The sequence below is a fragment of the Runella sp. genome (assembly GCF_965279615.1).
Taxonomy (GTDB): Bacteria; Bacteroidota; Bacteroidia; order Cytophagales; family Spirosomataceae; genus Runella.
Genome location: NZ_OZ257252.1, coordinates 108,475 through 134,947, shown reverse-complemented (window position 1 = coordinate 134,947; position 26,473 = coordinate 108,475). Strand labels below are relative to the sequence as shown.

19 protein-coding genes are annotated in these 26,473 nt (G+C 43.8%); 11 read left to right on the top strand and 8 right to left on the bottom strand.

From position 1 onward, the window contains the following. Positions 1–10 precede the first annotated feature (10 nt). Positions 11–2,335, bottom strand: a complete 2,325-nt coding sequence (locus ACQY73_RS00595) for a penicillin-binding protein 1A (RefSeq protein ID WP_428659989.1) — start codon at positions 2,333–2,335, stop codon at positions 11–13. A gap of 189 nt (positions 2,336–2,524) precedes the next feature. Then, positions 2,525–4,747, bottom strand: coding sequence for a tetratricopeptide repeat protein (locus tag ACQY73_RS00590; protein WP_428659986.1), 2,223 nt, complete (start codon positions 4,745–4,747; stop codon positions 2,525–2,527). 142 nt (positions 4,748–4,889) lie between these two features. On the opposite strand from ACQY73_RS00590, the gene ACQY73_RS00585 reads away from it, so the two are divergent. The 6 genes from ACQY73_RS00585 to ACQY73_RS00560 all read left to right on the top strand — a co-directional run bounded on the left by ACQY73_RS00585 (position 4,890) and on the right by ACQY73_RS00560 (position 11,406). After that, on the top strand, positions 4,890–5,144 hold the full coding sequence (locus tag ACQY73_RS00585) for a hypothetical protein (protein WP_428659983.1): 255 nt from the start codon (positions 4,890–4,892) through the stop codon (positions 5,142–5,144). A 313-nt stretch (positions 5,145–5,457) separates the two neighbouring features. Then, positions 5,458–5,895: a DUF2452 domain-containing protein gene (locus tag ACQY73_RS00580; protein WP_428659980.1), complete on the top strand. Its 438-nt coding sequence runs from the start codon at positions 5,458–5,460 to the stop codon at positions 5,893–5,895. Positions 5,896–6,145: 250 nt separating this feature from the next. Then, the gene (locus ACQY73_RS00575; RefSeq protein ID WP_428659978.1) at positions 6,146–8,674 is read left to right on the top strand and encodes a DUF5686 family protein; all 2,529 of its coding nucleotides are present in this window, start codon (positions 6,146–6,148) and stop codon (positions 8,672–8,674) included. 79 nt (positions 8,675–8,753) lie between these two features. Continuing rightward, positions 8,754–9,395: a hypothetical protein gene (locus tag ACQY73_RS00570; protein WP_428659975.1), complete on the top strand. Its 642-nt coding sequence runs from the start codon at positions 8,754–8,756 to the stop codon at positions 9,393–9,395. Between the two features lie 35 nt (positions 9,396–9,430). Next, positions 9,431–10,135, top strand: a complete 705-nt coding sequence (locus ACQY73_RS00565) for a hypothetical protein (protein WP_428659972.1) — start codon at positions 9,431–9,433, stop codon at positions 10,133–10,135. 89 nt (positions 10,136–10,224) lie between these two features. Then, positions 10,225–11,406, top strand: a complete 1,182-nt coding sequence (locus ACQY73_RS00560) for an ATP-binding protein (protein ID WP_428659969.1) — start codon at positions 10,225–10,227, stop codon at positions 11,404–11,406. 94 nt (positions 11,407–11,500) lie between these two features. On the opposite strand, the gene ACQY73_RS00555 is transcribed toward ACQY73_RS00560, so the two are convergent. Beyond that, positions 11,501–12,403: an aldo/keto reductase gene (locus tag ACQY73_RS00555; RefSeq protein WP_428659967.1), complete on the bottom strand. Its 903-nt coding sequence runs from the start codon at positions 12,401–12,403 to the stop codon at positions 11,501–11,503. Positions 12,404–12,619: 216 nt separating this feature from the next. Here ACQY73_RS00555 and ACQY73_RS00550 point away from each other — a divergent pair, with 216 nt between their 5' ends. The 3 genes from ACQY73_RS00550 to ACQY73_RS00540 are packed head-to-tail and all read left to right on the top strand — an operon-like array spanning position 12,620 to position 15,293. Beyond that, on the top strand, positions 12,620–13,444 hold the full coding sequence (locus ACQY73_RS00550) for a hypothetical protein (protein ID WP_428659965.1): 825 nt from the start codon (positions 12,620–12,622) through the stop codon (positions 13,442–13,444). A gap of 21 nt (positions 13,445–13,465) precedes the next feature. Continuing rightward, entirely contained in the window at positions 13,466–14,515 is a 1,050-nt protein-coding gene (locus ACQY73_RS00545) for a sensor histidine kinase (RefSeq protein ID WP_428659962.1), read from the top strand. Position 14,516: 1 nt separating this feature from the next. Beyond that, positions 14,517–15,293: a LytR/AlgR family response regulator transcription factor gene (locus tag ACQY73_RS00540; protein WP_428659959.1), complete on the top strand. Its 777-nt coding sequence runs from the start codon at positions 14,517–14,519 to the stop codon at positions 15,291–15,293. A 236-nt stretch (positions 15,294–15,529) separates the two neighbouring features. Here ACQY73_RS00540 and ACQY73_RS00535 read toward each other — a convergent pair whose 3' ends face one another. The 5 genes from ACQY73_RS00535 to ACQY73_RS00515 form a co-directional block, all read right to left on the bottom strand. Further along, positions 15,530–15,997 carry a hypothetical protein gene (locus ACQY73_RS00535; RefSeq protein ID WP_428659956.1) on the bottom strand — a complete coding sequence of 156 codons (468 nt, stop codon included), beginning with the start codon at positions 15,995–15,997 and terminating at the stop codon, positions 15,530–15,532. 66 nt (positions 15,998–16,063) lie between these two features. Then, complete coding sequence (locus ACQY73_RS00530) at positions 16,064–17,158, bottom strand: hypothetical protein (protein ID WP_428659953.1); 1,095 nt, start codon at positions 17,156–17,158, stop codon at positions 16,064–16,066. A 96-nt stretch (positions 17,159–17,254) separates the two neighbouring features. Then, positions 17,255–18,436, bottom strand: coding sequence for a pyridoxal phosphate-dependent aminotransferase (locus ACQY73_RS00525; RefSeq protein ID WP_428659950.1), 1,182 nt, complete (start codon positions 18,434–18,436; stop codon positions 17,255–17,257). 55 nt (positions 18,437–18,491) lie between these two features. Then, a complete protein-coding gene (locus tag ACQY73_RS00520; RefSeq protein WP_428659947.1) occupies positions 18,492–19,952 on the bottom strand; it encodes a SusD/RagB family nutrient-binding outer membrane lipoprotein in 1,461 nt (486 codons plus the stop codon). A 55-nt stretch (positions 19,953–20,007) separates the two neighbouring features. Beyond that, positions 20,008–23,205, bottom strand: coding sequence for a SusC/RagA family TonB-linked outer membrane protein (locus ACQY73_RS00515; protein WP_428659944.1), 3,198 nt, complete (start codon positions 23,203–23,205; stop codon positions 20,008–20,010). Positions 23,206–24,058: 853 nt separating this feature from the next. On the opposite strand from ACQY73_RS00515, the gene ACQY73_RS00510 reads away from it, so the two are divergent. Then, positions 24,059–25,240 carry a pyridoxal phosphate-dependent aminotransferase gene (locus ACQY73_RS00510; protein ID WP_428659942.1) on the top strand — a complete coding sequence of 394 codons (1,182 nt, stop codon included), beginning with the start codon at positions 24,059–24,061 and terminating at the stop codon, positions 25,238–25,240. 70 nt (positions 25,241–25,310) lie between these two features. Further along, positions 25,311–26,180 carry a hypothetical protein gene (locus ACQY73_RS00505; RefSeq protein WP_428659939.1) on the top strand — a complete coding sequence of 290 codons (870 nt, stop codon included), beginning with the start codon at positions 25,311–25,313 and terminating at the stop codon, positions 26,178–26,180. Positions 26,181–26,473 lie beyond the last annotated feature (293 nt).

Genomic DNA, 26,473 nt, shown 5'->3' with positions numbered 1-26,473 from the left:
CTCCCGACTTCTAAAATAATATACTTTCGTCGTCGGTTACTTTCGGACGTAAATAGGTATTCAGCGTATCAATTTTCACCCCGCCACAACCGATATTCACATCCATACCATCAGGCTTTATAAATCGGTCACGCCGATACGGTGAGCGGTCATTCCCTGCCAAATCGGGATCTGCGTACACTTTTTGCATATAAAGTCCCCACGCAGGCATGGCTATTCGTGCCCCCTGTCCAAGTGCCATTGAGGTAAAGTGAACGTGGTTGTCTTCACCGCCAACCCAAACTCCCGTTACGAGATTAGGCGTGATTCCCATGAACCAACCATCGGTATAATCGGAAGTTGTTCCGGTTTTAGCCGCAATTTCGTTATTATCAGACAGTTTGTATTGGGTGCGTAAACGTTGAGCAGTTCCCCATGGATCTTCTACCGCACCACGCATAATAAATAACATTTGGTAGGCCACACTTGGACTTATTACTTCTTTTTCGTTTGGTGGAAATTCGGCCAAAACAAGCCCGTCTTTTGTTTCTATGCGTGTGACAAAACGTGGGTCAACGTGTTTACCACTGTTAGCAAACGTGCAATAGGCATTCACCATTTCAAACACAGAAACGTTAGGTGTTCCCAAACAAATGGTCACTTCTTCAGGAATAGGGCTTGTAATACCTAATTTATGGGCATATTCTACCACCTTTTTAGGTCTGACCATCTTCATTAAATGAACACTGATTGAGTTAACAGATTTTGCCAATGCCTGTCGCAATGTGAGTGGTTGCCCTGAGTAGGAACCCGTTGAGTTTTTAGGGCACCAATCGCCTATGCATACCTGACGGTCAATAATAGGGTCACAGGGGGTTACATAATTCCCATCAATGGCTGTGCAATATACAAAGGGTTTGAAGGTAGAGCCCGGTTGGCGCTTGCCCTGATATACCTGATCGTACTTGAAGTGCTTGTAATTGATTCCCCCAACCCACGCTTTAACGTCGCCGTTGCGAGGGTCCATTGACACCATCCCAATGCGTAAAAACTTGTTATAATACTTGATAGAATCCAACGGACTCATGATGGTATCACGGTCACCGCGCCACGAAAACACCTTCATTTTGATGGGTTTGCGCAGTTCGGCCCATATTTTTTCTTCATCTTCACCCAAAATCCGCTTCAATTCCTTATATCGCCAACTGCGTTTTACAGCTCTTTTCTCAAAATTCGGGTCCGGTGCATAACCTCCTCCGGTACCTTTTACCACCCAAGGATTCATTTTCAACTCTTTGAAGTGATTAAAGAACTTCACCTGCTGGTCTTTCATGTGTTGCTCGGCAGCTTGCTCGGCATAATCCTGCATTCGCGAATCAATTGTTGTATGGATGCGCAATCCATCAGTGTACAGATCATAATCGGTGCCGTTTTCCTGATTGTACTGCGCCAACCACGTTTTCATCCAGTCCCGCAATACTTCCCGAAAATATGGGGCAGGTCCGGTATTATGGTTTTCAATATTGAAATTCAACCCCAATGGCTTGACTTTATTGGCAAAAAATGTCTCCTGTGACAAAAAACCGTATTTCACCATTTGGCCCAACACCACATTTCGCCGTTCCAACGCCCGTTCTTTAAAGATACGGGGATTATAACGCGAAGGATTTTGCAACATTCCGACCAACAGCGCCGCTTCGGTCAACTCCAGGTTCCAGGGTTCTTTCCGGAAGTAGGTTTTGGAAGCTGTTTTGATACCATCGGCATTATTTCCGAACGAAACCGTGTTCAGGTACATCGTCATGATCTCCTGCTTGGTGTAATTACGCTCCAATCTCACCGACAATATCCATTCTTTTGTTTTGGAAATCACCGTCTTAATTAAGGGTAAATCACCTAACCAACCCTTGAATTTATCACTTCGGGTTTGGAACAGGTTTTTGGCCAATTGTTGGGTCAGGGTACTTCCTCCTCCCGTGGTTCCCGCTTCGCTGGAAGCCACGCCTTTCAATACCCGAAACATGGAGCGCGGATCGATACCGGAATGTTTTACAAAGCGGGCATCTTCCGTAGCAATAAGGGCTTTGACAATATTAGGTGAAAGTTGGTCAAACTCCACCGGCGTACGATTTTCTATAAAATACTTAGAAAGCGTTTGGCCGTCAGCGGAGAGAATTTCCGATGCCACCTGACTTTCAGGGTTTTCGATCGCTTTCAAATCAGGCATTCCGCCAAACAACCAAAAAAAATTGAAGTAAACCGCAGTAATATACAAAACGGCTCCTCCAATAACAACTGCGGCTAATTGCCAGAATACAATAATAGATTTGCGGTACTTTCCTTTCAAAAATGCCATATTGAAGTAAATCGTTAATCGTTATCGGTCAAGTATTGTCCTGCTTTTCAAAAAATGAAGTATTGATTTCAGCAAATGGAATAAGGTTCAGGTTGTAGTATCAACTTCAAAATGGACATACGGATAACTTCTACTCTAAGCGCAATAATAAGGATTTTTTCAAGAACATCGGGCAACACAATAGACTTATTAGCCATTTTTCTTGATGGATGTAGATTGCTGTGCTTCCAAAACCTCCCTGACGCGCGGAAGTAAAGGACTGGTAGGAAAATCTTTAATAAAGCTGTTCAGTGCTTTTAGGTAGGCTTCCCGGCCTTGAAGTTTGCCAAGAAGATAGATCCGAAGCAACGCATATTTATCTTCTACCTTGCTTCCCGAATAGGTTACGATGGCCATTTCCAATTGCGCAAATGCCTCTGAATAATTGGCATTTTGGTAGAGATTCAATATTTTCTCATAATCTTTGATCGCTTCCAATTCCGGATTTCCCGTTGCGGCAATGGAACCGTTGGTTTTGGTCAACAGGCGTGTGTAGGAAGAATTGGGAAATTCAGCCAGAAGCTTTGCTTTCCAGTCTTCGGGTTTGCCTTTTTGGTCTGTCAGAAAGAGTAAGTAATAGAGCTCAGGTTTATAATTCGTGGCAGGAAAACGCTCCAACGTGGTCAGAAACGTTTTTACGGCATTTTCAGGTTCCACCAAACTGAATTTGTATATTTTCCCTAATTTGTAGTAGGCATCTTCCATGCGTTGGTTAGAAGCATCCAACTCTGTTTTTTTCAAAGGAATATTTCGATAGAGTGCATCTTTTTTGGCTTTCCATTCGGGAGAATCCTTGGTCATGGCAACAGCATCACCATTGGAATTAGCATTTGCCGGCTTTTGACCGGAAGCTACCGGCGTAATATTGTCCGTTTGGGTCAACAACGCGGCCACCTTTGAACTTCGTCGCCAGTCATCCTCCAACGGTCGGTTTCCCCAACGCTGCCGAAACTCCGTTTTGCCCAGCGCCATAGCAGTCGGGTCAGACAATACGAACCGATCAGCCGGATCACCGTTAAAATTCAAGACATTGGCATTGAGTGTTCTGGCCTGTTCCACCAGCTTTTGGGCTTCTTTTACTTTACGTGCCTGTTCTTCCAATTCTTTTTCGATGACACCATCCAAAAATTTATCAAGCGTGCCCGGATTCATTTGCGAAAGACGTTGCAGACTGTCTTCGGTACGAATCGTAGTCAATTGCTTTACAAATTCGTCCAATACATCCTTACGTTCTGTGATCTTTTGAAATTGCGGAGACGTTTTGGGTAAAAGTGCCAACGAACTGTCAAAATACGCTTTGGCTAACTCATAATTTTGAAGCTTATCATAATACACTTTCGCCATTTCAAGGTAAGTGTACGGCACCTGCGTAGTATTGGTTGTAGTCTGGCGTACAGATTCTTCAAAAAAGCGAATGGCTGCGGGATAGTTTTTCTTCCGTGTTTCGATCACTCCCATTGAATAATAAAGGCGGTCGCGCAGGTCGCTGTTCTTACGGTCGCTAAGCATCCGTTTAAACCCACCTTCGGTCGATACGTTGGTGTTGGTCAGGGCATCGTTCTGCAATGAATTCATATTCGCAAAAAATCCCAGATCGTACGAAGGGTTGTTACGAAACACTTCTTTATAGTGAACATTGGCTGCCTGCGGTTTTTCCAACAGATCGTACATTTGAGCCGCTGAGAAATGTATACGGGCCGTTTCTTCACCTTTTGGAAGTAAATCAAATGTTTCCTCCAAAATCGCCAATGACAAAGTATATTCCTGTTTTTGTTGGTGCAGATACGCCTTGACCAAATAATAATCCCGGGTGTTTTTATCATTCAATGGCTGACTGCGCAGGTATTCCGCCACGCTCAGGGCGCTGTTATAATCCTTGGTTTCGACATACGCGCGCATCAGCCATATCAGCCCTTCGTGTTTGTCTTCTTCATCACGGCCTTTGGCATTTACGTAGCGAAGCGTTTCGATACCATCTGTAAATTGTCCTTTATACAGGCGCGCTTTTCCGATCAACACGTAGGCATTGTCAACCCATTTACTGTTTTGGTGGCGATCCGGTACCAAAGAGGCTTTTTTGATCACATCCTGCAACAGATCATTGACGGGTTGTGCTTCCGTAGAATCAAGAATGGGTAGGATCGGAAGAATCTGATTGTAGTCTTCTTTGCGGTTTTTGCGCATCGCCATTTCGGCTTCGCGCATTTTGTCACGCGCTATGATGTACGCATTAAATTTCGCGTTGAGGTTGTGATACCCCACGCTTAAGCCGCCTGTGCTGTATTGAGAGCAACCCGAAAAAAATGACGCAACCCCCAGCAGCAGAAGCAGTTGGAGACCGGTGGAAGTGGCAAGGTGTTGGTTGATTCGCATTAAACGACTCGCTTTCAGGCTTTTGCTTTCAAATAATGTGGAAAAGTCCCGTAAAAATAACGTTTTAGTTCCATGAAAAGTATGCAAGCATGGTGCCAAACGTAATTTTGTTGGGTACATTTACACTCAAAAAACAACATTAATGAGCACAATAGCAAAGGCAAAAGACTTTTTTAATCGTAAAATACTTCGTCGCGACAAAGACCGTTGGAATCATCAATACGAATCAGGTCGTTGGAACGGGCTCGGAGATATAAGCGAATTAGTCGTTTCAGCATCATTGTCGGTTATGCTCAACACCTCAAACCCAACGGAAAACCCCATTGATAAAACCACCATTACAACTGCCCGTAACACCTTTCACCTTTTTGGGCAAAGGCGAGAATTAATTGCCTGAGCATAGTAAGGGGTCGGACGGGACGGTCGGGTTGTGAGCAACCCTTCTCACAAGACATCATTACTTCTACATTGATCAGGCGCATTGGCGCTTCGATCTTCATTTCACCATTTTTCGGTTCAATTTCACAAACGCATCATCATATATATTATCTTAAATTATTTATTTTTATAGATGTATTATCTAATATTATTATTTTCATTAGACTATTATTTATTATTTACACCCTTATAGGCATTCATTTTATCAATTCGACCAAACAATATTTAATTTTGTGCGTTGAACTTATTTACCAACAAACAACGGTTATATAATGGTAGAAAATCCGATCAATCCCGACAAAGTAGCTGAAAATCCCGGACTTATGGCGTATGCCCACTCGGTCGGCGGGGCAGTCATCAAGCCCGAAGACATGGGCAGAGCGAAAGGCAAAGCGGTACTGGCCATGCGTCAGCAAACCGAAAGGCAACTGAACCAAATCTACCAACAAATGGCCACACTGGCCCAACAAGCCAAAGAATTGCGGCAGCGGGTAGATGTTTCGGAACGGATATATTCGGCCCAAATGAACTTTGAGCCGGTACTGAATGAAGTCTATCATGTGTACGAAAAAGAAGATGGCAACGATGTGCTTTCGATGATCGCACCCCACGAATGGGGACGTTCGTATAAGTATAGTCGCTATATTGCCAAAGTCACGATGCTTGCCGATCACACATGGCATGTGGAATACAATGAAAATCAATCATAATCGAAAATGTGCCGTCGGATACTCCTATCCGACGACAAAGACTTGAGAATCTTTATGCACAATAATCCCCTCCTGAGTTTCTTCAGTGAGGGGATTATTTTTGGAATAACTTTAAATATTGCAACGATATGGCCTTAAAATTGCGTATATTCAATAAAAAAGCATAAAATAATTGTCAGACTGCCTAAACTTTTCTATTTTCAACAGGCGTTTGTTATTACTGACAGACCATGAACCAACTTTCCCACCTGTGATTAGACGATTACTCTTACTGTATATTCCTCGTACGTTTCTCGTTTTCGTACTGTTATTGTCATTCAAAGGCTTTAGTCAAACCACTTATACCCTTTCAGGACGTGTTACGGATGCTCAAACGGGTGATCCGATTCCTTTTGCGGGCATTGCCATTAAGGGAACAACACTGGGTGTAACGACCAATTTCGAAGGATTTTACGCGCTCAAAACTACACAGACCGGCGATTCTCTGATGGCTTCTTCCATGAGTTATCGCACCCGAACAAAAGCCATTCGTAAGGATTCAACCAATCAAGTCATTGATTTTCAACTGGAATCGGCAGGAATAAAATTACAGGAAGTAAAGATATATGCGGGTGAAAATCCCGCCTACAATATTCTGCGGAAAGTGATCAAAGAAAAACCGGCGCACAATCCCAATCGACTCAATGCCTACGAATACGAAAGTTATAACAAGATCGAAGTAGATGTCGATAATCTTTCCGAACGTTTCAAAAAGCGTAAGGCCATTCGGAAGATCACGGACGCAGTTAATAAATTCGAGAAAATTGCAGGTGAGGACGGTCGTCCGGTGATTCCCATTTATTTATCAGAATCGATTTCCAACTATTACTTTCGGGAAGATCCGCGCAAAAAGAAAGAACAGATCCTTAAAACCAAGATTTCGGGAATTGCCGTCACGGATGGCAGCCTTATTTCACAGTTGATCGGGTCCTCGTTTCAGCAGTATAATTTTTACCAAAATTGGTTGAGCATTGTCGAAAAAGACTTTCACTCTCCGATTGCCGACGGTTGGAAAAGCACGTACGAATACTATTTGATCGACACGACTTTTGTGGGCGGCTATTGGTGCTATCAGATTGATTATGAACCAAAACGCGAGCAAGACCTCGCTTTCAACGGTTCCATCTGGATAGATACCCTAACGCATGCACTCGTACAGGTAGACGCCACTGTGGGCAAACGTGCCAACATTAATTTCATTGAACGCATAAAGATCCAGCAGGAATACGAACAGATCGGCGACAGTACCTGGATGCCGGTCAAATCACGCGTATTGCTTGATGTAGCCGAATTGACCGATTCTACGGCCGGAATGTTGGTTAAGTTTTATACTTCCAACCGCAATGTGACCGTTAATAAACCCCGCCCTCCAAAGTTCTACGATTATCCGCTTGAGCTTTCGGAAGATTATCGCGACTATCCGGACGACTATTGGGACAAAACCCGGCATGAACCGCTTACGGCAGGCGAACAAGTTGCTTACCGACTCATTGATTCCGTCAAACAGGTTCCCGTAGTACGTACGTATGTGGAAGTGTTGAACATGGTTGTCAATGGTTATAAACGGCTTCCCAAAATAAACATTGACGCCGGGCCTTTTTTATATCTGTATTCCAACAACATCATAGAAGGAAATCGCATTCGCATTGGCGGCAAGACCAACCCCGATTTCAGCCGTAAATGGGTACTGAGCGGTTATGCCGCTTACGGCACGCTGGACCAAAAATGGAAGTACAATTTCAGCATTGATTACATTTTCAGTCGTAAGCCCTGGACAATTGGCGGTATCAGTCACAGCTACGATCTGGAGCGGATCGGGCTTTCGTCGGAAGCCATCGGCAACAACGTTCTTTTTGGGGCTATGACCCGTTGGGGTGCTTATCGGCGCGGGTATTTTGAAGGGGTCAGTTCGGCGTATATCAAGCGTGAACTTTTCAGAGGATTTACGCAGACGGTGGGCATACGTCATCGTTCGTTTGAGCCAATGTATGCGTTTGCTTACCGAACCACGCCAACCTTGGGCGACCGCTCTCCCATTCAGAGCATGTATCAAAATTCCGAGTTATTTTTTGAGACACGTTGGGGCAAAGACGAGGTTTTTATTTACAATGAAAATGAACGCCTTACCCTCGGCACTCAGCGGTGGCCGCTCGTGATCTTTCGTTATCAAATGGGAATGCGAAATCTCATGAACAGTGATTTCAGCTACCATCGTTTGTCTTTAAATGTAAAACAAAATTTCCGCGTAGGCATTTGGGGTCGTTCTTATTACAACATCACGTTGGGGTATATTCCTTCCACCCTGCCCTACCCCATGCTCTATACGCCGCTGGGAAATGAATCCCTTTTTTACGTGGAAAATGCCTTTAACCTAATGAACTACTTTGAATTTGTGAGCGACCGCTACGTACAACTTCGGTACGAACACAATTTTGAAGGCCTGTTTTTCAACCGCATTCCTGCCATTAAACGCCTGAAATGGCGTTTTTTAGCCAATGCCAAAGTACTTTATGGCAGCGTACGACCTGCCAACACGAACCTTCTGGCCACTACCGATTCGCAGGGGCGAACAGTGTTAGGTTTTAGCACGCTGAACAAAGAGCCTTATGTGGAAGTTGGCTACGCCATTGATAATATCTTTAAGGTATTACGCGTTGATGCCATTCACCGCCTTACGTATCGCCAAAATCCCGGCATTACCCCTTTCGCTATTAAATTCTCTTTCTGGTTCAGTATTTAGGTTTCAGGCATTGATTTTTGTGGCTGTATCCAACCCTTTGCGGCTTTTCAGCGTCTTTCGGAAATACTGTAAACAAATCATGAAAGGGTTATTTTTGCTCATACTTATACTGTTTTTTAGTGGTCTGGATGAGGTACAGGCGCAATGGCGAAAGAGTGTCGGCGTCAATATTGTTTTTCCATTGACGGCTCCTGCGCTCGAACTCGCGTCTGAACTCACTGCACACCCGGCGTACGCGTTGACCCTCAATGTCGGGTATACGCACCGTGCTTCATTTCAGGGATTCAGTAAAGTATACGATGGAATATACGATCGGAAAAGTTCAGGGGCATTCGTTAAACTCGGCATCAGAAGTTATTTATTCAGTTTTGCGAACAACCGGCCGGCGTTCAATCTATTTATCGGAGCGCAGGTGATCGGCTCGCATTACTCCCAAACAGGTACGTTAGAGATCATTGACCCGGGCTTTTCCCCGTTCCCCCAAAATCCTTACCTGAAAGCCAAAGGAGTGATTTGGGGCGGCGCTTTTACCGGCGGATTAACCATTCGCCTTGCCAAGCGAATAGCATTTGACGGAGGCATCCAGTATGGCCTTCAGCCCACCAGAGACGATTATATTGGGAAACGCGTCTTTAATTATCAACCCGGATTTGGCCTCAGTCGCTCCGGAAAACAGGTCACAAGTATTCAGGGAATAGTTACGGTTAAATACCAATTATAAAATTTCTTTACACCATCTCTAATCAGCTCATTTCTATGAAAAATACAGTTACTGCTTTGCTGATCGTTCTTGCCGTTGGCCAACAGGCCTGTCGAACATCAAGCGATATGGATGTGACCAAGCCCGCGATCAAATCTATTTCATTTGCCGGTATCCCCGATAAAGATGTCACATTGGATGCATTGAATCATACCATCACCGTTCGGCTTCCGTCGGTTTTGGAAGAAGGGTTAAAACCAACCCTTCGTTTGACCGATGATGCGCAGATACTGAGAGGGTTAACCTCAACAAATACGGTCGACTTAACGTCTTTTTGCAGTTGTACTAAAAATAATTACACCGAAGAACCTGGGCTGGCCATTGGTAATACGACAACAACGGTCAACTACCGACTTGTTATTCTGCCTCCCAAAGGAGCCCTAAAGGCACTGGCGAGTACTGCTCCACTCCGTTTTTCACGACAAACCAAATTGTTGTCCATGAATTTACCCGTTGAAAATCTATACACCAATCCACACATCAGCACCATAGAATTCACCAATAGTGCAACCGGTACGTCAACCCGAATTCAGGCAGACGGCGCTTGCCTGAACGCCTGCAAAAGTGACGCGCCCAATCAGCTCATTATCAATTTATCAACGCCTATTGAACGCGATCTGCTCCCGGGCACTTATTCGATTGCCATAAGCACGGCCAATGGAGTTGTTACTTTTCCGCAACGATTGATTGTTACGGAGTAGCGTCAAATCAACCTTATTTAACTAATTTTCACTTATTTAGGCATATAGTCTAACTTTTTGCATTATTTTCGTGCAAAAAGTTAGACTATATGCTACAAAGAACAATTTTCGGCGAGTTATTAACCCATTTGTCAAGACCTCAGGCCACTGTTATTACAGGTATGAGGCGAGTGGGAAAAACAACCGCATTGAAATTTCTATTGGGAAAGATTGATCACACGAATAAGCTATATTTAGATTTCGAGAAAATTGAAAACCGTATTTTATTCGGTCAAAACAGTTACCAAACAATTGAAGTGGGTTTAGAAGCAATGGGATTAAAACTAAACCAATTGGCGGTCCTGGCCTTAGACGAGATTCAACTTGTACCCAATTCTCCAAGTGTTATCAAATATCTCTATGATACCTATGCCGTCAAGTTTATACTGACAGGTTCCAGTTCTTATTATCTTAAAAATCATTTTACGGAAAGTCTTGCGGGACGAAAACGGATTTTTGAAATGTTTCCACTCGGATTTGATGAATTTCTGCTGTTCCGGGGATTTGCCCGTTCGCAATTTGAAGGCACTGCTCAAAAACTCTTTTCGGAGCCTATTTACCAACTATTTAGGCAGGAATATGAATTATTTTTACGGTTTGGGGGATTCCCCGAAGTGATATTGGCAGAAACAGCTGACGATAAAACGGCTTTTCTAAAAGATATTATTAATGCTTATATAGAACTGGATATCAAACTTTTAGCCGATTTTCGGGTCAGCAATGACCTATACAAACTCTGTCAATTGCTGGCTTCACGCACAGGCAGCCGACTGGATGTGAGTAAATTGAGCAGCATTTCAGGCATCAGTCGCAACAAGTTAACCGAATACATGGCATTATTTGAATATACTTATTTTATTCATCTAATTCCTTCTTTCACCAAAAACAAAGACAAGGAAATCGCGGGGCAACGCAAAGTATACATTGCAGATACGGGAATGTTGCAAATACTGGCACAAGTCAGCAGTGGGCAGATTTTTGAAAACGCTGTTGCACTGCAACTGCTGCGTTTGGGTGAGGTAGCTTATTATCAAAAAAAATCGGGACAGGAAATAGATTTTATTCTTAACAAAGATACGGCGATTGAAGTAAAAGAAACTCCATCTTATCCGGATCTTAAAACATTGAATTATCGCTCCGCTGACCTCGAATTATCTCAAAGCAGACTCGTAGGACGACATTTTACAAATATTGATTTTCAGGATTGGTATTGGGGTGGTGGGCTTTTTTGAAAAGCCCTTCCTTCTCCCGCATGGGTTTCAAAATTCCCGCCCTGCGCTCTATTTCTTTGAGCATCAACCTGAAAACCATTAATCAATGAATCACTTAACCGGCAGTTAAATAATCGATCATTTTTAAGCGTAATTTCTCGTCGGGCAATCGGCCTAAGCCGGCGCTTATGTTGTCGACAACGTGTTTGGGATTGGACGTACCGGGAATAACGCAATTGACAGCTTCATGGGCCAGAATATATTTCAGAAAATATTGACCCCAACTATTGATGTCATTTTCGGCCGCCCAGTCAGGAAGTTTTTTCCCTTTGACCGCGCTAAACAGCGTTCCGGACTCAAACGGTTCGTTGATAATGACCGCCACGCCTTTCTCTTTGGCGGCATTCAACAATCGTTTTTCGGCATTCCTTATCCGAATGGAATAGTTAAATTGTACAAAATCAATCGTTTCTGCCTTGATAATGCGCTCCAATTCTTCGTGCGCCGAAGCCGTGTAGTGCGTAATGCCGATGTAACGAATTTTCCCTTCCTCTTTCCATTTATACAGCGTTTGCAGGTGGGTTTTATAATCAACCAAATTATGTATCTGCATCAGATCAAGGGTTTTGCGACGCATTTTGGTCATTGATTCCTGCATTTGACGAATGCCCGCTTCTTTGCCGTTGGTCCACACTTTGGTCGCATAAAAGAGCTTTGAATTGATGGCCGGAAGTGTGGAAAGTTCCCCGATCACCTGTTCGGAACGACCATACATGGGCGATGAATCAATCAATTTACCGCCTTGTTCAATCATCTGCGTCAGGACTTCGGTGAGTTGTTGGCGTTCACTTTCCGACAACCCTACATCAAATTGCTGCCAGGTTCCCAAGCCCACAATGGGCAAAAGTTCTCCCGTTGAAGGTATTTTTCGTTGGATCATTGTTTGTGCGTTGCTTGAAAATAAAGAAGAAGGATGCAACCAAACGGCGGCGCAGGAAGCCCCCGTTAGTCTGAGCATGTTTCGCCTCGAAGTTTTTGCGGAATTCATTGCGTTCTCCTCATGATTAATTGTTACCGTATTTTTTCTGCTCTAAATTATCATTTTACCTTCACTATTTCCAATCTCAAAATTTCTTCGGCACTTCGGCCTTAAAAATCACCGGTTCAGCACGCCTTCCGTTTCAGGTTTCAATTGTATTTAAGAATTTTGGAAAGAAATTATAACTAAAAGGTCATGAAACAATTATGCCACCTTCTTATTGCAGGGCTTTTGCCGGGAATATTTGCGCTTACTGCCGTTGCCCAAAAACCCATTCAGGCGCTGATAAATGTTGAAAATCAATTTGCAACGTTTACCTCAACGCATTCCATCAAAGAAGGTTTTTTAAAGTATCTGGACAGTTCCGGTGTGGTATTCAATCAGGGAAAAACCATCAATGGCATTGAGTATTACCGCAAAGCACCCGACAAGTCTCCTGTCTTATTTTGGCAACCTTCCTTTTCGGTCATCAGCGCTTCCGGCGACTTGGGAATGAACACAGGCCCCTACACAGTAAAATCTCCTCAGAAAGATTCCGTCGTGGCGCGAGGCAACTTTTCGTCCATTTGGAAGAAAAACAGCGCCGGCGAATTTAAACTTTTAATAGATCTGGGAAACGCTTACAAAGAACCCCATTCACCGGTTACAGCGGTAAAAGAAATTTCACTCCAACATTCGTTCTCAAATTCCAATTACAAGGATGCACTTTCATTGGAAGAGTCTATTAATCAATCCATTACCTCTAATGGATGGAATGCACTTTTACCCCATTTACACTCTACGGCTCATTTCAATTTGCCGGGAAAGCAGCCTATCAATGACCAAAAAATATTAAAAGAAACGTTGCAAAAACTTCCTCTTCCGGGAACCTTAAAGGTATTGGATGGCGGAATTTCGAAAGCCGGTGATTTGGCGTATGTGTATGGCAGTGTGGCTTCCGGTACTAAAACAGGCAATTATCTACGGCTCTGGATAAAGGAGAATAACAACTGGAAATTGATCCTGCAAACCTTGGATTAATCTCTTCTTTTAACTTTATAAATGACAAAACTTAACGATAAGTGGCTTAGAATCATCGGCGTACCCATTATTACGCTTGTCGCGCTGGTGATCTACCACGAAGGAAATGCTTTTGGCCGTCTTGATATACATTCCGAGATCATTCATTCGGTATTTGCCATTGTGGTGCTTTGGGAAATCAATCGGCTGGTGATCATAAAGTCGCGCGATAAGTACCCGGGTATTAAACTCACCGGCAAAAGAGTTTCGTTCTTATTGTTCCGGACGTTCATTCTTACCATCGGCATTCGTTTTACTTTCTCTTTTTTTTACAGTTTTACTCAGTTTTGGGGGTATAGTTTTACGGCGCAGCGCTACCTCTTCAATATTATTTTCGGCTTGGTCATGTTATTACCTATTTTGGCCATTTACGAAGGAATTTATTTGTACAAACAATGGTGGAAAACACATTATGAAGCCGAAAGGTTGAAGAAAGAGAACCTGCAAACCCAACTGGATTCGTTGAAGTCGCAGATTCAGCCCCATTTTTTGTTTAACAGCTTGAGTACTTTATCATCGTTGGTCACTGAAGACCCTAAAAAAGCCGAGCGATTTATTGAAGAATTATCGTCAGTTTATAGGTATCTTTTACAAAACAACGAACAGCCGTTGACCACACTTGACAATGAATTGCAGTTTATCGACGCTTATTTTCATTTGCTCCAAACCCGTTTTGGCAATGGCATTGTGCTCGAAAAAGATATTCCCGCCGACAAATTATCGTATTTGATCCCGCCGCTCACTTTACAGTTATTGGTCGAAAATGCGGTAAAACACAACGTAATTCTTGCATCTCAACCTCTGAAAATCAGCATTTTCACCGATAAATCAAACAATTTATTTGTGGTCAATAATTTACAAAAGAAAACCAAAAGCATTCCGTCCGATAAAACGGGTTTGGCCAATATTTCTTCCAAATATCGACTCTTGGGACAATCGCACGTTGTTGTTCGCCAAACAGAAACTATTTTTCAGGTAATGATTCCACTCATCAACCCCTCAATCATATCCGCTACAAACGGAGAACTTTAACATGAATATCCTGATCGTAGAAGACGAAGAATTGACCGCCCGCAAATTGCAACGCCTGACGCCGGAAATCGAACCCAATGCCATCATTTTAGGCATTTTGACAAGCATTGAAGAGTCAGTTACGTGGCTTCGGGCAAATCCCGCGCCCGATCTGATCCTGCTTGACATTGAATTGGCCGACGGACAAAGCTTTGAAATTTTTAAACAAGTACCCGTGCAAAGTCCCGTCATTTTTACAACGGCGTACGATGATTTTGCCATTAAAGCCTTCAAAGTCAACAGCATTGATTATTTGCTGAAACCCATAAAAGCCGAAGAACTGCGTCGCGCCTTACACAAACTGAATAAGTTCAAAGAAACGTTTTCGAACAATTCCAACGATCTTCAGCATTCGATCAGAAAATTACTTTCACAATTGGCTCCTGCACCGGTGCCGGTCTATCGGGAGCGATTTTTGATCAGGCAAGGGCAAAAAATGTTTTCTCTTCCCACCAAAGACATTGCCTATTTCTACACCCGAAATAAATTGAGTTTTGCCAAATCATGGGAAGGTCGGGATTATTTGGTTGATTATACGTTGGACGAGATTTTCGCAGAATTGGACCCGCGCCTTTTCTTTCGGTTAAATCGACAGGTCATTGCTTCCGTAAATTCCATTGAAAAAGTAAATCTTTATTTCAACAGCAAACTTAAGCTTCAACTACTACCGGCCTTTGACGAAGAGGTCATTGTGGGTCGGGAAAAAGCGAGTGATTTTAAGACGTGGTTGGGGGAATAACTTTTTAATCTCACCATAAAAAACACAGCCGAAGCGAATGCCTCGGCTGTGTCCACTCAATCATTGATTATTCAAACCCACCAATAATATTACTCTAAAATGAGTTGGGTTGGCATCACGCATTAAGTATAAGATCGAATAGTTTGTTGATATTGACCACTTTCTCCAACCAAGCGACACCAATTACTCAGATTATTCTTCTTTAAAGACTGCGCTTTCGCACAGTTGTTGATACACTAATTGGCCTGTAAACGAGCCAATTTAGAAAACGATTGCTCTTTGTATTTACCCGTTAAGGTAAGCGAAACAATCGACCCGGCTTTGGGCGCAGCTACGCCAAATTCAGCCCAGGTTTTGGTAATAACAGCGCGGCCTTTCGCGTCGGTTGTTACGTCAGCGATCTTTACTCCGGCACGCGTTGTGAGCGATAAAGCCAATCCTGTAACAGGAATCGAATCAATTCCTTTTTTATAATCAAGAATATTGGTTTTGTCCAGTTCCAAAATGCGCACACTTACGGTAGCCGAAGTGGTTGCTTTTGAAAGAACAGTAGGTTCTGTTGTAAAACCGCCTCCGTCTCCTACGGCATTGTCAAATACCAAAAGTACAGGTGCTACCACACGGTCTACAAAAGGATCTTCTACTTTACACGAGGCGGCTGCAAAAGCCATGGCAACGAAAAGGAGTATTTTTGCAGTCTTCATAAGTTCATTTGGTTTTAGTGTTAGTTGATTAAGTGCAAAAGCGGATTACCGTTTACTATTACATAATCAGGCTTTTGAAACCTTCATTATTGATTTTTCAATCAGGCTGGGAATAACGCCGATTCCCATAAAGAGGAAACCCGTAATAATAAGCGTTGGCAGATCAGCAAAAAATGTTCCTGCCGATAAGATCCCAAGAATGAGTAACGTCGAAAAGGGTAACGAAAAAGCTAAAACTAATACAGCCAATTCTACATCAAATGTGCGGCGTTCTTTGGGCAATCCGGCGGCTTCTTCCCGCAGGTTGAACGCTGAAATGTGTGCAAAAGGCCAAAAACTGGCAGAACTCAAAGGAATGGCCACCGCTAACAGCACCATTGTGGGTTCTTTGATTCCGAGCACTGCAATCACTGCCGCGCTGAAAAGCATCGTGATACCCGCTCTGAACATCAGCATTGAGCTGATCAATCGTTTTTTGCGTTGCTTCAACTGAACCGCTAACCCAATGAATATCAACACCAAAGGGGTCATCATCGCACTGGTTTTGTCAAACATATCAGCAACTATGACCGGTAACGATTTAAAGCTAACACCGAAACTCAACAGAATAAGCGCTGAGGCAATAATGATGTTGATGGGTTCTTTTGCCAAATTGAGCAAAAGGCCCTTGATCTTATCGCCGAGATTGGCTTCTTCGCTTTTGGCATTTTTAAGAAACATATTCAAGGCAATGACGTACAAAAAGATCAAGACAAAGAATTTGTTTCCTACATCACCCAAAGCGGCCATTGCTACACTTTCTTCGCCCAAAAACTCAGCTATGAAAGGAAAGCAGGATAAGCCCGGTGCCAATGAAGGCAACAACATGATAAGCGTACGTCCTGTAGAACTGTTTTTTTCTACCCCAAAGAAGGTTAAAGCAAGGGGCGTAATAAAGTACATGAAAAAGTTAAAAACCAACGTCAATGCAGGAACGATGATCAATTTTGAATCAACGTTTACCTTCATTAAAGCGATGAAAATGGTGGAAGGAAGTGCTACGGAAAGCACCATTTCCTTGATTCCGTCGGTTTGCTGTTTGTTTTTGAATTTTGAACGCAAGATCAAACCCAATACAATCAGTAACAGCAAAGTAAATGCTTTTTGCAGAGCGTCACTCATAATAAGTTCTGATGAAGTGAATGAAGCAGCCGGAAGTGTTTATTATTGGCGTTGATTCACATCTACGCCTTACCTCCGGCTACTTTATACTAAAAATTAACTAATTGCTTCTAAGGCACTTACAAACTGTTTGATCTCATCCATTGTGCCCATACTTACGCGGCACCAAGGTTTGCCCTGGATCTCATATCCACGCACCATGATTCCTTTTGCCATCATTTTCTGGAGCATATCTTTGCTCGGCATATTGATAGGGAAGATCACGAAGTTGGTGTAAGAAGTTACGTATTTGTAACCCATACGATCCAGGTTTTTGCAAAGATACGTTTTCACTTCATGATTGAGCTTGCGCGTCATATCCTGAAACTCGTTATCGTCCATGCTGGCAACACCTGCGGCAATAGAAGTTTGGGTGATACCCATTCCGCCGCGCGTGATCTTCTGAATTTGATCAAGGGTTGAAGGCAAAGCAGCGATGTATCCTACGCGCAATCCGGCCATACCCATGATCTTAGAGAATGTACGGGCAATGATGACGTTTTTCTTTTGAGTCAACAATGACACCATGCTCTGAGTATCAGCACCTACGGCCAATTCAAGATACGCTTCGTCTACAAAAATGGGCACTTTTTCCGATACGCGTGAGCAGAAATCAAGCAATTCTTTGCCTGAAGTAATGCTTCCCATCGGGTTGTTAGGATTACAGATGTAAACCAATTTAGTGTCTTTATCAATTGCCGCTTCCATTGCTTTCAGATCGTGCGACCAGTCGCCTTTACACGGAACGGCTTTCCAAGAAGCACCTGTTGCTTCCGCTACTTTCACCAATGACATATAAGTTGGGTCAGCCGAAACGACATTTCCTCCTTTTTGGAACAATACGATGGCTACTTTTTCCAACAAATCAGACGAACCGGGCCCCATCATGATATGATCAGGAGTTACACCTTCTTTTTTAGCGATTTTGCCTACAAGGTTTTCCAATTCTTTCCACGAATAACGGCTTCCCGTTGCCACTGATTCCGTTACGGCTTTACGAGCGCTCATTGGCGGGCCATAAGGGTTCTCGTTGGCATTGATACGAATCACGGTTGGAGAGGTTTTTGGAGGATTTTCCAAGAATGACTCCCGTAGTAAAGGACTGTGAAAAATATTACCATTTGCATCTACGCGAGAAGGAACGTTGGCAAAAGCACCGATGGCCGGCATGGCAGCGATCCCTCCAAGGGTCATAAAACCTGATTTTAATAGACTGCGGCGGTCAATTTTCTGATTCATTGAATTAAGTGTTTGTTGAAATATTTATAAATTAGATATCCGTGTGAAATTACAATTATTTTTCTGCCCACCAAAGCTTTGTCTTCATATTATCTGCGCCTCCGTTGAGCGCAATCCCCTTATCCAGAGCGGCTTTGTTAAGCGAGTACTCCGTACTTGGGTAAGGCAAGCGGGTTGGCAGGATGCCATCATTCTCAAACACGGCACGCGGGTCTTTGGCCGGAAGCACAGGGTAGCCTGTGCGACGGTATTCGGTCCAGGCCTCTACTCCCACTCCGTACAAAGCGATCCATTTTTGGTCAAGTACTTTTTCGCGGGTTACAGTTCCCACTTTGGTGAAATAATCGGCAGGAACTTTCAATCCATATTGTTCAAAAGAAGCGGTAATTCCTTTTTCGAAATACGTTTTTGCGTCCCCTGTGATATCGCCATCTAACACTGCTTCGGCCAGAATGAGGTTCAGTTCCGACAATGTCATGATCACACTTGGAGTTTCGGCACGAACAAAGTAATTACCAATCGTTGAACTGCTTGACAAATACGTTGTGGCAATGGCATCCGGCAACCCGTTGGGGTGACCTACATATTTACCTCCAACCGGGTTGGCATAAATGGTAATACGGGTATCGCCGAGTCCGTTGAGTTTGTCAGCCAATGTGCTGCTGATGTTCCAGTCAGTACGGCTGTCACGGATCATCACTTGGTGCCACTCGTTATTGCTTGGAAGTGTTGCCGTGTTTTTTACGATGGCGTTGTCTTCATTACCGACAAAGATCGGATACTTAGTGGCATCGCTCAAGATTTCCTTCATGATCGCCCGTGATTCAGCCGACTTTTTAGCGGCCTGACGGTTTGCCAACCGCAAACGCAGTGAGTTAGCGAACTTCTTCCATTTCAGGATGTTACCTGCATAAATAATATCCCCCTGAACACCCGGGCCACCTACGACCAATTTCTCGTTCGCTAATTTGAGGTCATTCAATATTCCTTCGTATACTTTGTCCTGTGAATCGTACGCAGGAGTATAGATGGGCGTTTCAACGGTTCCTTTCAAGGCTTCCGAATACGGAATGGCACCCCACAGATCAGTAGTTACCGAGAATAACCACGAGCGCATCACCAATGCAACACCTTCATAGTTTGTGTTCGGCGATTTGCCGCCTGTTCCGCTTTCAGTGATAATGCGCTGAAAGTTCAGCATGCCGTCATTGTAAAAAGAGGCCCAGTTATTGTTATAAAAGGCGGGCGAAATTCCGTAGTTATCCCCTTCGTTCGAATAAATATTGCGGGTAAAGTATTGCATCCAAAGCATCATTCCGTCAATATTCAAACGCTCAAAACGTGTACTTCCTCCCCAGTAGCGATCTACCGATTTTTCCATCGCATAAGGCAACAGGTATTGTGCCCCAATGGCGGTAGGATTGTTGGGGTCTACGTTCATTTTGTCGAATTCCGAGGTACAGGAAGTCACAAAAAATACGGCCAAAATGAATGATAAAAGTGTATGTTTTTTCATTGTAAAAGTCTTTTTAGTTCAATTGATAAAGCCTGTTTTCTACCCGGTCACTTGCTTAAAAGCCAAGTGAAATGTTGAAACCAATGCTTCTTGAGTTTGGCAACTCACCATACGCAAACCCTTGACGGTTACCGGCAAAACGGTCTACTTCAGGATCAATGTGCGGCGTATTCTTGAACAAAATCGCCAGATTACGGCCCACTACCGACACTTTCGCGGTACGGATGAAACCCGTTCTTTTCAAAAATGCTTCAGGAATGGCATAACCCAATGTCATCTCACGAAGTTTTACATAGCTGCCATCGTAGATAACGGCTTCGTGGTAACGGCGCGGGTTGTTGTAACCGTACAATTGGTTGGCTGATACAATTACGTCGTTGGGAGCGTAAACGGCTGAACCATCGGCGTTTGTGCTTACCACTTTTACTCCTGTACCAATGATACCTTCTTCACGACCAACGGCCGTTTCTTCGTATTGACCCGTCCAACGGGCAGTACCTGTTCCTTCGTCGAAGAAATCACCGCCCATCCGTACATCGATCAATGCCGACAACGAGATTCCTTTGTACGTAAATGTATTTGAGAAACCACCTGTCCAATCAGGTTGAACGTTTCCTAAAAGACGCGGAACCGTTGATACCACCGGCAAACCATCTTTATAAATGACCTGTCCGTCAGGTGCGTGCTCAAAACCGATCCCGTACAAAGCTCCGTAAGGTTGACCTACCCGCGCTTCAGAAGTTAATCCGCGTTGGGTGTGCAAAGTATAGGTAGTCAACCCTTCGGCCAATGCCACTACTTTGTTGCGGTTGCGGGCAAAGTTCAGGGCCACATCCCACGTAAATCCGGTGGCTGATTTGATCGGCGTACCGATCACCATGACCTCAAGACCTTTGTTGGTGATTTCCCCCGCGTTCAGGATTCGGCTGTTGTAACCGGTCGCTTTCGAAATCTCAACACCAAGGATCTGGTTTTTAGAGGATTGACTATAATAAGTCACGTCCAATCCCAAGCGCCCGCGTAAAAAGCGTACGTCCAATCCCAATTCAATTCCGGTCGTGATTTCAGGTTTTAGGCTGGAGTTAGGAATAGTGAGGTTTTCGTAATATTCGGGCGTACTCCCGTCCCAAGCGCTGCTTGAGCGGTACGTTTGATTCAACTGGTAGGCTGAGGCATCATTTCCAACCTGCGCCCAACTTGCCCGGATTTTACCAAAAGAAAGAATGCTGCTTTGAAGATCGAAGAGATCGGTCAATACGGCACTTGCCGATACCGAAGGATAGAAATAAGAACGTGCTGAAGCGGGAAGCGTGCTTGACCAGTCGTTACGAGCGGTAAAATCAAGGAATAAAGCATTTCTCCACGCTACCTGCGCGGTTCCGAACAAGCTTTGCATTTCTGATTTTTCAATGCGGCTGGCAACGGTGTTCAAACTCGTTACGGAGTTTGATAAGTTATACAGCTTATCCACTACCAATGATCCTACCTGCGTAAAGTTACGCTTATAGTAGTTGGTGCGGCGAATTCCACCCGCCTGCGCACTTATTGAGAATTCTTTGTTAAGACTCTTATTGAATGATAAGATAACGTCGCTGTTGGATTCCTGCGCACGAAGCACTTCTTCTGAATATTGGCCCGGCGTTAGGTTTCCGTTTCTTACCCGCTCAAAATTAAGTATGTTGATGCGTGTATCGGTCCACAAATCCGTTCCGGTACGCGCCATCAAAGTCAAATAAGGTAAAATCTTGTAATTCAACGCAATATTGCCCACAATACGGTCTTTCTCGTTTGACAGCGGCAATACATCCTGCGTAAAATAAGGGTTTGTGAAGAACGTGTGCTGCCAGTTTGGCGGATCGTTGTCGGGCAATTTACCTGCTACAGCCCGTTGAATGTGAACGGCGGTATAATCGTTATAATTTCTCAACTTTGCCCAATCCGTATGACGGTGCGACCAAATAAATTGCTGCCCTTCCTGATAACCGCGGTTGCCGGAACCCGTCTTTACGTATTCGGCAGAAACCGTTGCGCTTAATTTTGTCGTAAGATTATAATTCGTATTTAGCTTAAAGTTATTACGCCAGTAATCATTTTTATACATGATCCCTTTTTGGTCCATACGACCGATTGACAAGCGAAAACTTCCTTTGTCATTGCCTGCCGAAAGCGCAACGTTGTTGGTGTTGGTCACCCCTGTTTGCCAGTAGCTTTCCCAGTTATTGGGTTGAGGAGTCAACGGAGCAACGTCTTTACCGGTCCACCATTGACGTACCAAACGGCCGTCCATCGGCGCACCCCAGCTTTCGTCCGTTCCTTCCGTTCCCGTGAGCGGAGCTGAAGATCCGTACGCCGCGCGGTATTGTTGGATCTCGGTTGGATCGGTGATCGAACCTGACCAGCCGTCGTTGTACCATGTACGGTAGCCATTTCCTCCGCCGTATGTATTTTGGAATTTAGGTTTTACCGAAGGTCTTTCAAACGTAACGTTGCTATTGACCTCAATCCCGATCCCTTTGGTTCCTGCACCGTTTTTGGTCGTGATCAAAATAACCCCGTTGGCCGCTCTTGATCCGTACAATGCTGCCGCGTTGGGTCCTTTCAAAACACTGATATCTTTGATGTTGTCGGGGCTGATTTCCGATAAACCGCCACCGAATTGTTTTTCCCCACTGCTTGTCAGACGGCTTGACGTAGTTTGGTCGATGGGTACTCCATCAATAACTACTAACGGTTGGTTATTGCCTGAAACGGAAGAACTTCCGCGAATCTGCACCGTTGAGCCGCTACCCGGGCCGCCGTTGCTTTGAACGCGCACACCGGCGATCCGCCCTGCCAGGTTATTGACGACGTTGTTAGAGCGCGCTTCCGTAATTTGTGAGCCTTTAATTTCCTGCACTGTGTACCCAAGTGCTTTTCTTTCTTTCTCAATACCAAACGCCGTAACCACTACTTCCTGAAGTGCTTTTACGTCGGGTAAAAGCTCAATACTCACCGATGAACGAGTACCTACGAGTACTTCCTGCATTCCATACCCAATAAAACTGAATACCAAAACGGCATTATCGTCCGGAACGGAAATTTTAAAAGTCCCTGTTCCGTCTGTTGCAACACCTGTCCGTGAACCTTTTAGCAGTACGTTTACGCCCGGTAAAACACCTTCATCCTTGGAAGTTACCGTACCCGTGACCATCCGCTGCGCATAACCTGCCCAACTTATTGCCAACATAGTAGAAAATAGTAGAAGTCTTTTCATTGGGTGCCTGTTAGAGTTGATGAGTGTTAGTAAAGATGAGATTTAGTAAAAGGGGTACTTCACGCTACGCACCGACTGTACCGAATTTGCCGGCACAGGCCGCATAAGTGTCAACAACCGTTACAGTCGGGCAAGCGTGGCCAAGCAAGAGGATATTTCCTCCTTTATCGTTTAAGAAAATCGGTAACTGCCTTGTGACAGGCAGTTACGTTTTTCTTCAATTATGGTAATGATTAATTTAGGTTAAGATTCAGCACAAACTTTTAGGGTAAGCACCAACTCGAGCAAAGAGTTATTCCTGTTTATTATAGAGTTCTTTTCTCGATTAATATTCTTCTACAAGTGCGGCTAAAGAAGAACATCAAACAGAAGTAAATTGTATTTTTTTTGTAAATCCGATTCGAAAGTATGTCGTTGACTACAAATTACCAAACGTATATTCGATATTTTTTCGATTTTTTTGAAAATTATAAGAAAATAACAATTATTTCTTAGATAATACAAAATATTATTTCATATTTTAGACGAAATACGTTACTTACTTTATAAATACATCAAAATATTCCAGTTCATTTTTTTACATATTTTTCTATATTTTTGACAAATTCATTTTTTTTACTTCAATTTTTATCTATTTTTGTTTGCCATTTTGATTTTATTCAATTTTTTAGTTTTGATATTCAACATTTAATTAGTTAAGAAAATTATCTTTTTCTAATTTTCAAAGCTATTTAAAAGTAGATTTACCCAAGGGAATTACACTTTATCAACATAACAAATTGCCTATCGTTGCCAAGCGAGAACAATCCATTTCCTCCCTCCAAACAAATCAACCATCTTTTCCACTACTCCTATGTCATCTAACCTTAATCGTCGTGATTGGTTAAAGTCAGGATTATTTGCTTCCGCCGGCCTTACTTTGGGACAAGCCGGGCAAGTGATCGCTGCTCCTACCAATAACTTAGGAATTCTGAATGTTTATGCGGAACGAGAAATAGAATTGGCGCACGAAGCGATGCTGGCAGCAGCTCCGCAGATCAAAGCCCGCCTTTCTTCCAACGAGAACCCCTGGGGCCCTTCACCGGCAGCTATCAAGGCTATTTCTGACAATGCTCCTAAAGCCTTTTTATACGCCGGCCCAACCACTATGGAGTTGCGTAAAGCCATTGCTGAAATGCACGGTGTTTCAACCGATCAAATATTATTAGGTGCCGGTTCCTCTGAGTTGTTGATGGCAAGCCTGCTGATGGCCGGCGCTAAAGGAAAAGTGATGATGGCCGAAACCTGCTATATCTCAGGTCGCGATGCACGGGATGAGGGCGCCACCATGCCAACGGATAAAGTACCATTGACCAAGGATTATCAATATGATCTTGATGCCATGGCTACACGCGTGGGTACAGATACCGCTATGATCTATATCTGTAATCCAAACAACCCTACCGGCGTAATGCTTCCTTCTGAAAAACTGCGTTCTTTCTGCGACGTAGCTTCTTCTAAAACAACGGTATTGGTGGATGAGGCCTATATTGATTATGCACCGAACCCTGCTACCGATAGTATGGTGGAGAATGTTCGCAAGGGTCAAAATGTATTGATCTTAAGAACACTTTCGAAACTTCACGGCTTTGCAGGTCTCAGAATTGGCTACGCACTTGGTCAACCCGGCACACTTAAAGAACTGCGTAAGTATTGCTCAGGCGGTTTCACTGTCTCAACAACTTCTGCCGCCGCCGCCACTGCCAGTTTCAAAGACAAAGCCTTTCAGGAAATGGTATTGAAAAATACAGCTGAGTCAAAGAAATTCCTTTACGATACGCTCAAGTCTATGGATATCACCTATTTGCCTTCGTCGGCAAATTTCGTGTTGTTCCCCATCAAAATAAAAGGACAGGTACTTCTTCAAAAAATGATGGCCGAAGGTGTAAGCGTGCGCAGTTGGTTTTTTGATCAACAAAACTGGTGCCGCGTAAGTATCGGTACAATGGATGAAATGAAAGCATTTAAAGACGCTTTTACCAAATCTATCAGCTAATTTCTACCCAATGAGATTCTTTTTTATTGTATGTTTTTGTGCATGTATAAGCGTACATGCACAAAACAATATGCGCGCCATTACGCCGGCAGAATATGCCAAAGTAAAAGCGATTCCCCTGAAAAGTGTTGAAAAACATACCTACATCCGCGAACAAGGCTACGTCTTTGACCGTCCGGAAGGAGCCGATGGATTGTTTACCTTTAACCTGAACGACGGCATTGAGCGGAAGATCTATCTGTATAAAGTTTCGGAAGGTACTGCCATGAATGGCGTTGGCAGTCTGGCTGTGTTTACCGCGCCGGGCAAACAACTCAAGCTGTACATTCCCAACAAACTTGCCCCCAAGGAGGTCTGGAATCAATACATCGTTGATTTAAAAGCCAACAATAAATTGGCCGATGGCTTTGCGGTTTGTGTGGCCTATATGTTGTCTCAACTCAAAACCGAAGCGGTGGCCGATACCACTGCCAAAGAAGAGAAAGACCCCAACGATTTTTGCTTCCCTGCCGAAACTTTTGTCAATTTGGTTGATGGAAGTGAAAAACATCTTTCTGATGTTATCGTGGGAGAAATGCTTTCGGGTATCTTTTCAGGAAAAGTAACCAAAGTCGAGAAGCACGAAGGAAGTTTCCGGCTTACGCGGCTGCTCATTAAACCGCACGGACAGGCGTGGGTAAGCGCCAAAGTACACGGTGGCTTGATCGCCTTGGAAGCTACCGAAACACATCCCCTTCTTACCTTGACAGGAAAGAAAAAAATAAATCAACTGGCCGTCGGTGATTGGATATTTGTACGTGATGCCGTATCAGGTCGTTTTGTAACGGCGGAAATTGCTGCTATCCAAAAAGCAGCCCGTACGGTGTCGAAAGTATATAATGTACGCACTGAAAGCGGCTCGTATGAAGTTGAAAGTATTGTTGCGTTGGATAAAAATTGAGTACTGATTTTACTAAACCCTAAACTGTTTTCTATACCAAACCCCGCCTCTGTGCGGGGTTTTTGTATTCTCTTTAACAGGCGGCATTCGCCGCCAAGTCCTTCTTTAATTATTTCTACGTTGATCTTTAGGTTGGCTCATGACCGGACCTGCAAAAAATGTCTGTAATGTTTTTTTGGTGACTTTTCCCCGCTGCCAACGTCTTTATCATGAATGTAGCTCTACATTTATCGAACATATACGGCGAAAGTCAGCAGTCATTGATTGCCGGCTTTTTTTTCAGCGGCGTGACC

Bases quoted from the DNA above. Each gene is read 5' to 3' on its own strand.
- ACQY73_RS00555 (WP_428659967.1), bottom strand. From the start codon at position 12,403: ATGCTCAGACTAACGGGGGCTTCCTGCGCCGCCGTTTGGTTGCATCCT.
- ACQY73_RS00525 (WP_428659950.1), bottom strand. From the start codon at position 18,436: ATGAATCAGAAAATTGACCGCCGCAGTCTATTAAAATCAGGTTTTATG.
- ACQY73_RS00535 (WP_428659956.1), bottom strand. From the start codon at position 15,997: ATGAAGACTGCAAAAATACTCCTTTTCGTTGCCATGGCTTTTGCAGCC.
- ACQY73_RS00550 (WP_428659965.1), top strand. From the start codon at position 12,620: ATGAAACAATTATGCCACCTTCTTATTGCAGGGCTTTTGCCGGGAATA.
- ACQY73_RS00595 (WP_428659989.1), bottom strand. From the start codon at position 2,335: ATGGCATTTTTGAAAGGAAAGTACCGCAAATCTATTATTGTATTCTGG.
- ACQY73_RS00565 (WP_428659972.1), top strand. From the start codon at position 9,431: ATGAAAAATACAGTTACTGCTTTGCTGATCGTTCTTGCCGTTGGCCAA.
- ACQY73_RS00520 (WP_428659947.1), bottom strand. From the start codon at position 19,952: ATGAAAAAACATACACTTTTATCATTCATTTTGGCCGTATTTTTTGTG.
- ACQY73_RS00580 (WP_428659980.1), top strand. From the start codon at position 5,458: ATGGTAGAAAATCCGATCAATCCCGACAAAGTAGCTGAAAATCCCGGA.
- ACQY73_RS00570 (WP_428659975.1), top strand. From the start codon at position 8,754: ATGAAAGGGTTATTTTTGCTCATACTTATACTGTTTTTTAGTGGTCTG.
- ACQY73_RS00545 (WP_428659962.1), top strand. From the start codon at position 13,466: ATGACAAAACTTAACGATAAGTGGCTTAGAATCATCGGCGTACCCATT.
- ACQY73_RS00515 (WP_428659944.1), bottom strand. From the start codon at position 23,205: ATGAAAAGACTTCTACTATTTTCTACTATGTTGGCAATAAGTTGGGCA.
- ACQY73_RS00590 (WP_428659986.1), bottom strand. From the start codon at position 4,747: ATGCGAATCAACCAACACCTTGCCACTTCCACCGGTCTCCAACTGCTT.
- ACQY73_RS00505 (WP_428659939.1), top strand. From the start codon at position 25,311: ATGCGCGCCATTACGCCGGCAGAATATGCCAAAGTAAAAGCGATTCCC.
- ACQY73_RS00585 (WP_428659983.1), top strand. From the start codon at position 4,890: ATGAGCACAATAGCAAAGGCAAAAGACTTTTTTAATCGTAAAATACTT.
- ACQY73_RS00560 (WP_428659969.1), top strand. From the start codon at position 10,225: ATGCTACAAAGAACAATTTTCGGCGAGTTATTAACCCATTTGTCAAGA.
- ACQY73_RS00530 (WP_428659953.1), bottom strand. From the start codon at position 17,158: ATGAGTGACGCTCTGCAAAAAGCATTTACTTTGCTGTTACTGATTGTA.
- ACQY73_RS00540 (WP_428659959.1), top strand. From the start codon at position 14,517: ATGAATATCCTGATCGTAGAAGACGAAGAATTGACCGCCCGCAAATTG.
- ACQY73_RS00510 (WP_428659942.1), top strand. From the start codon at position 24,059: ATGTCATCTAACCTTAATCGTCGTGATTGGTTAAAGTCAGGATTATTT.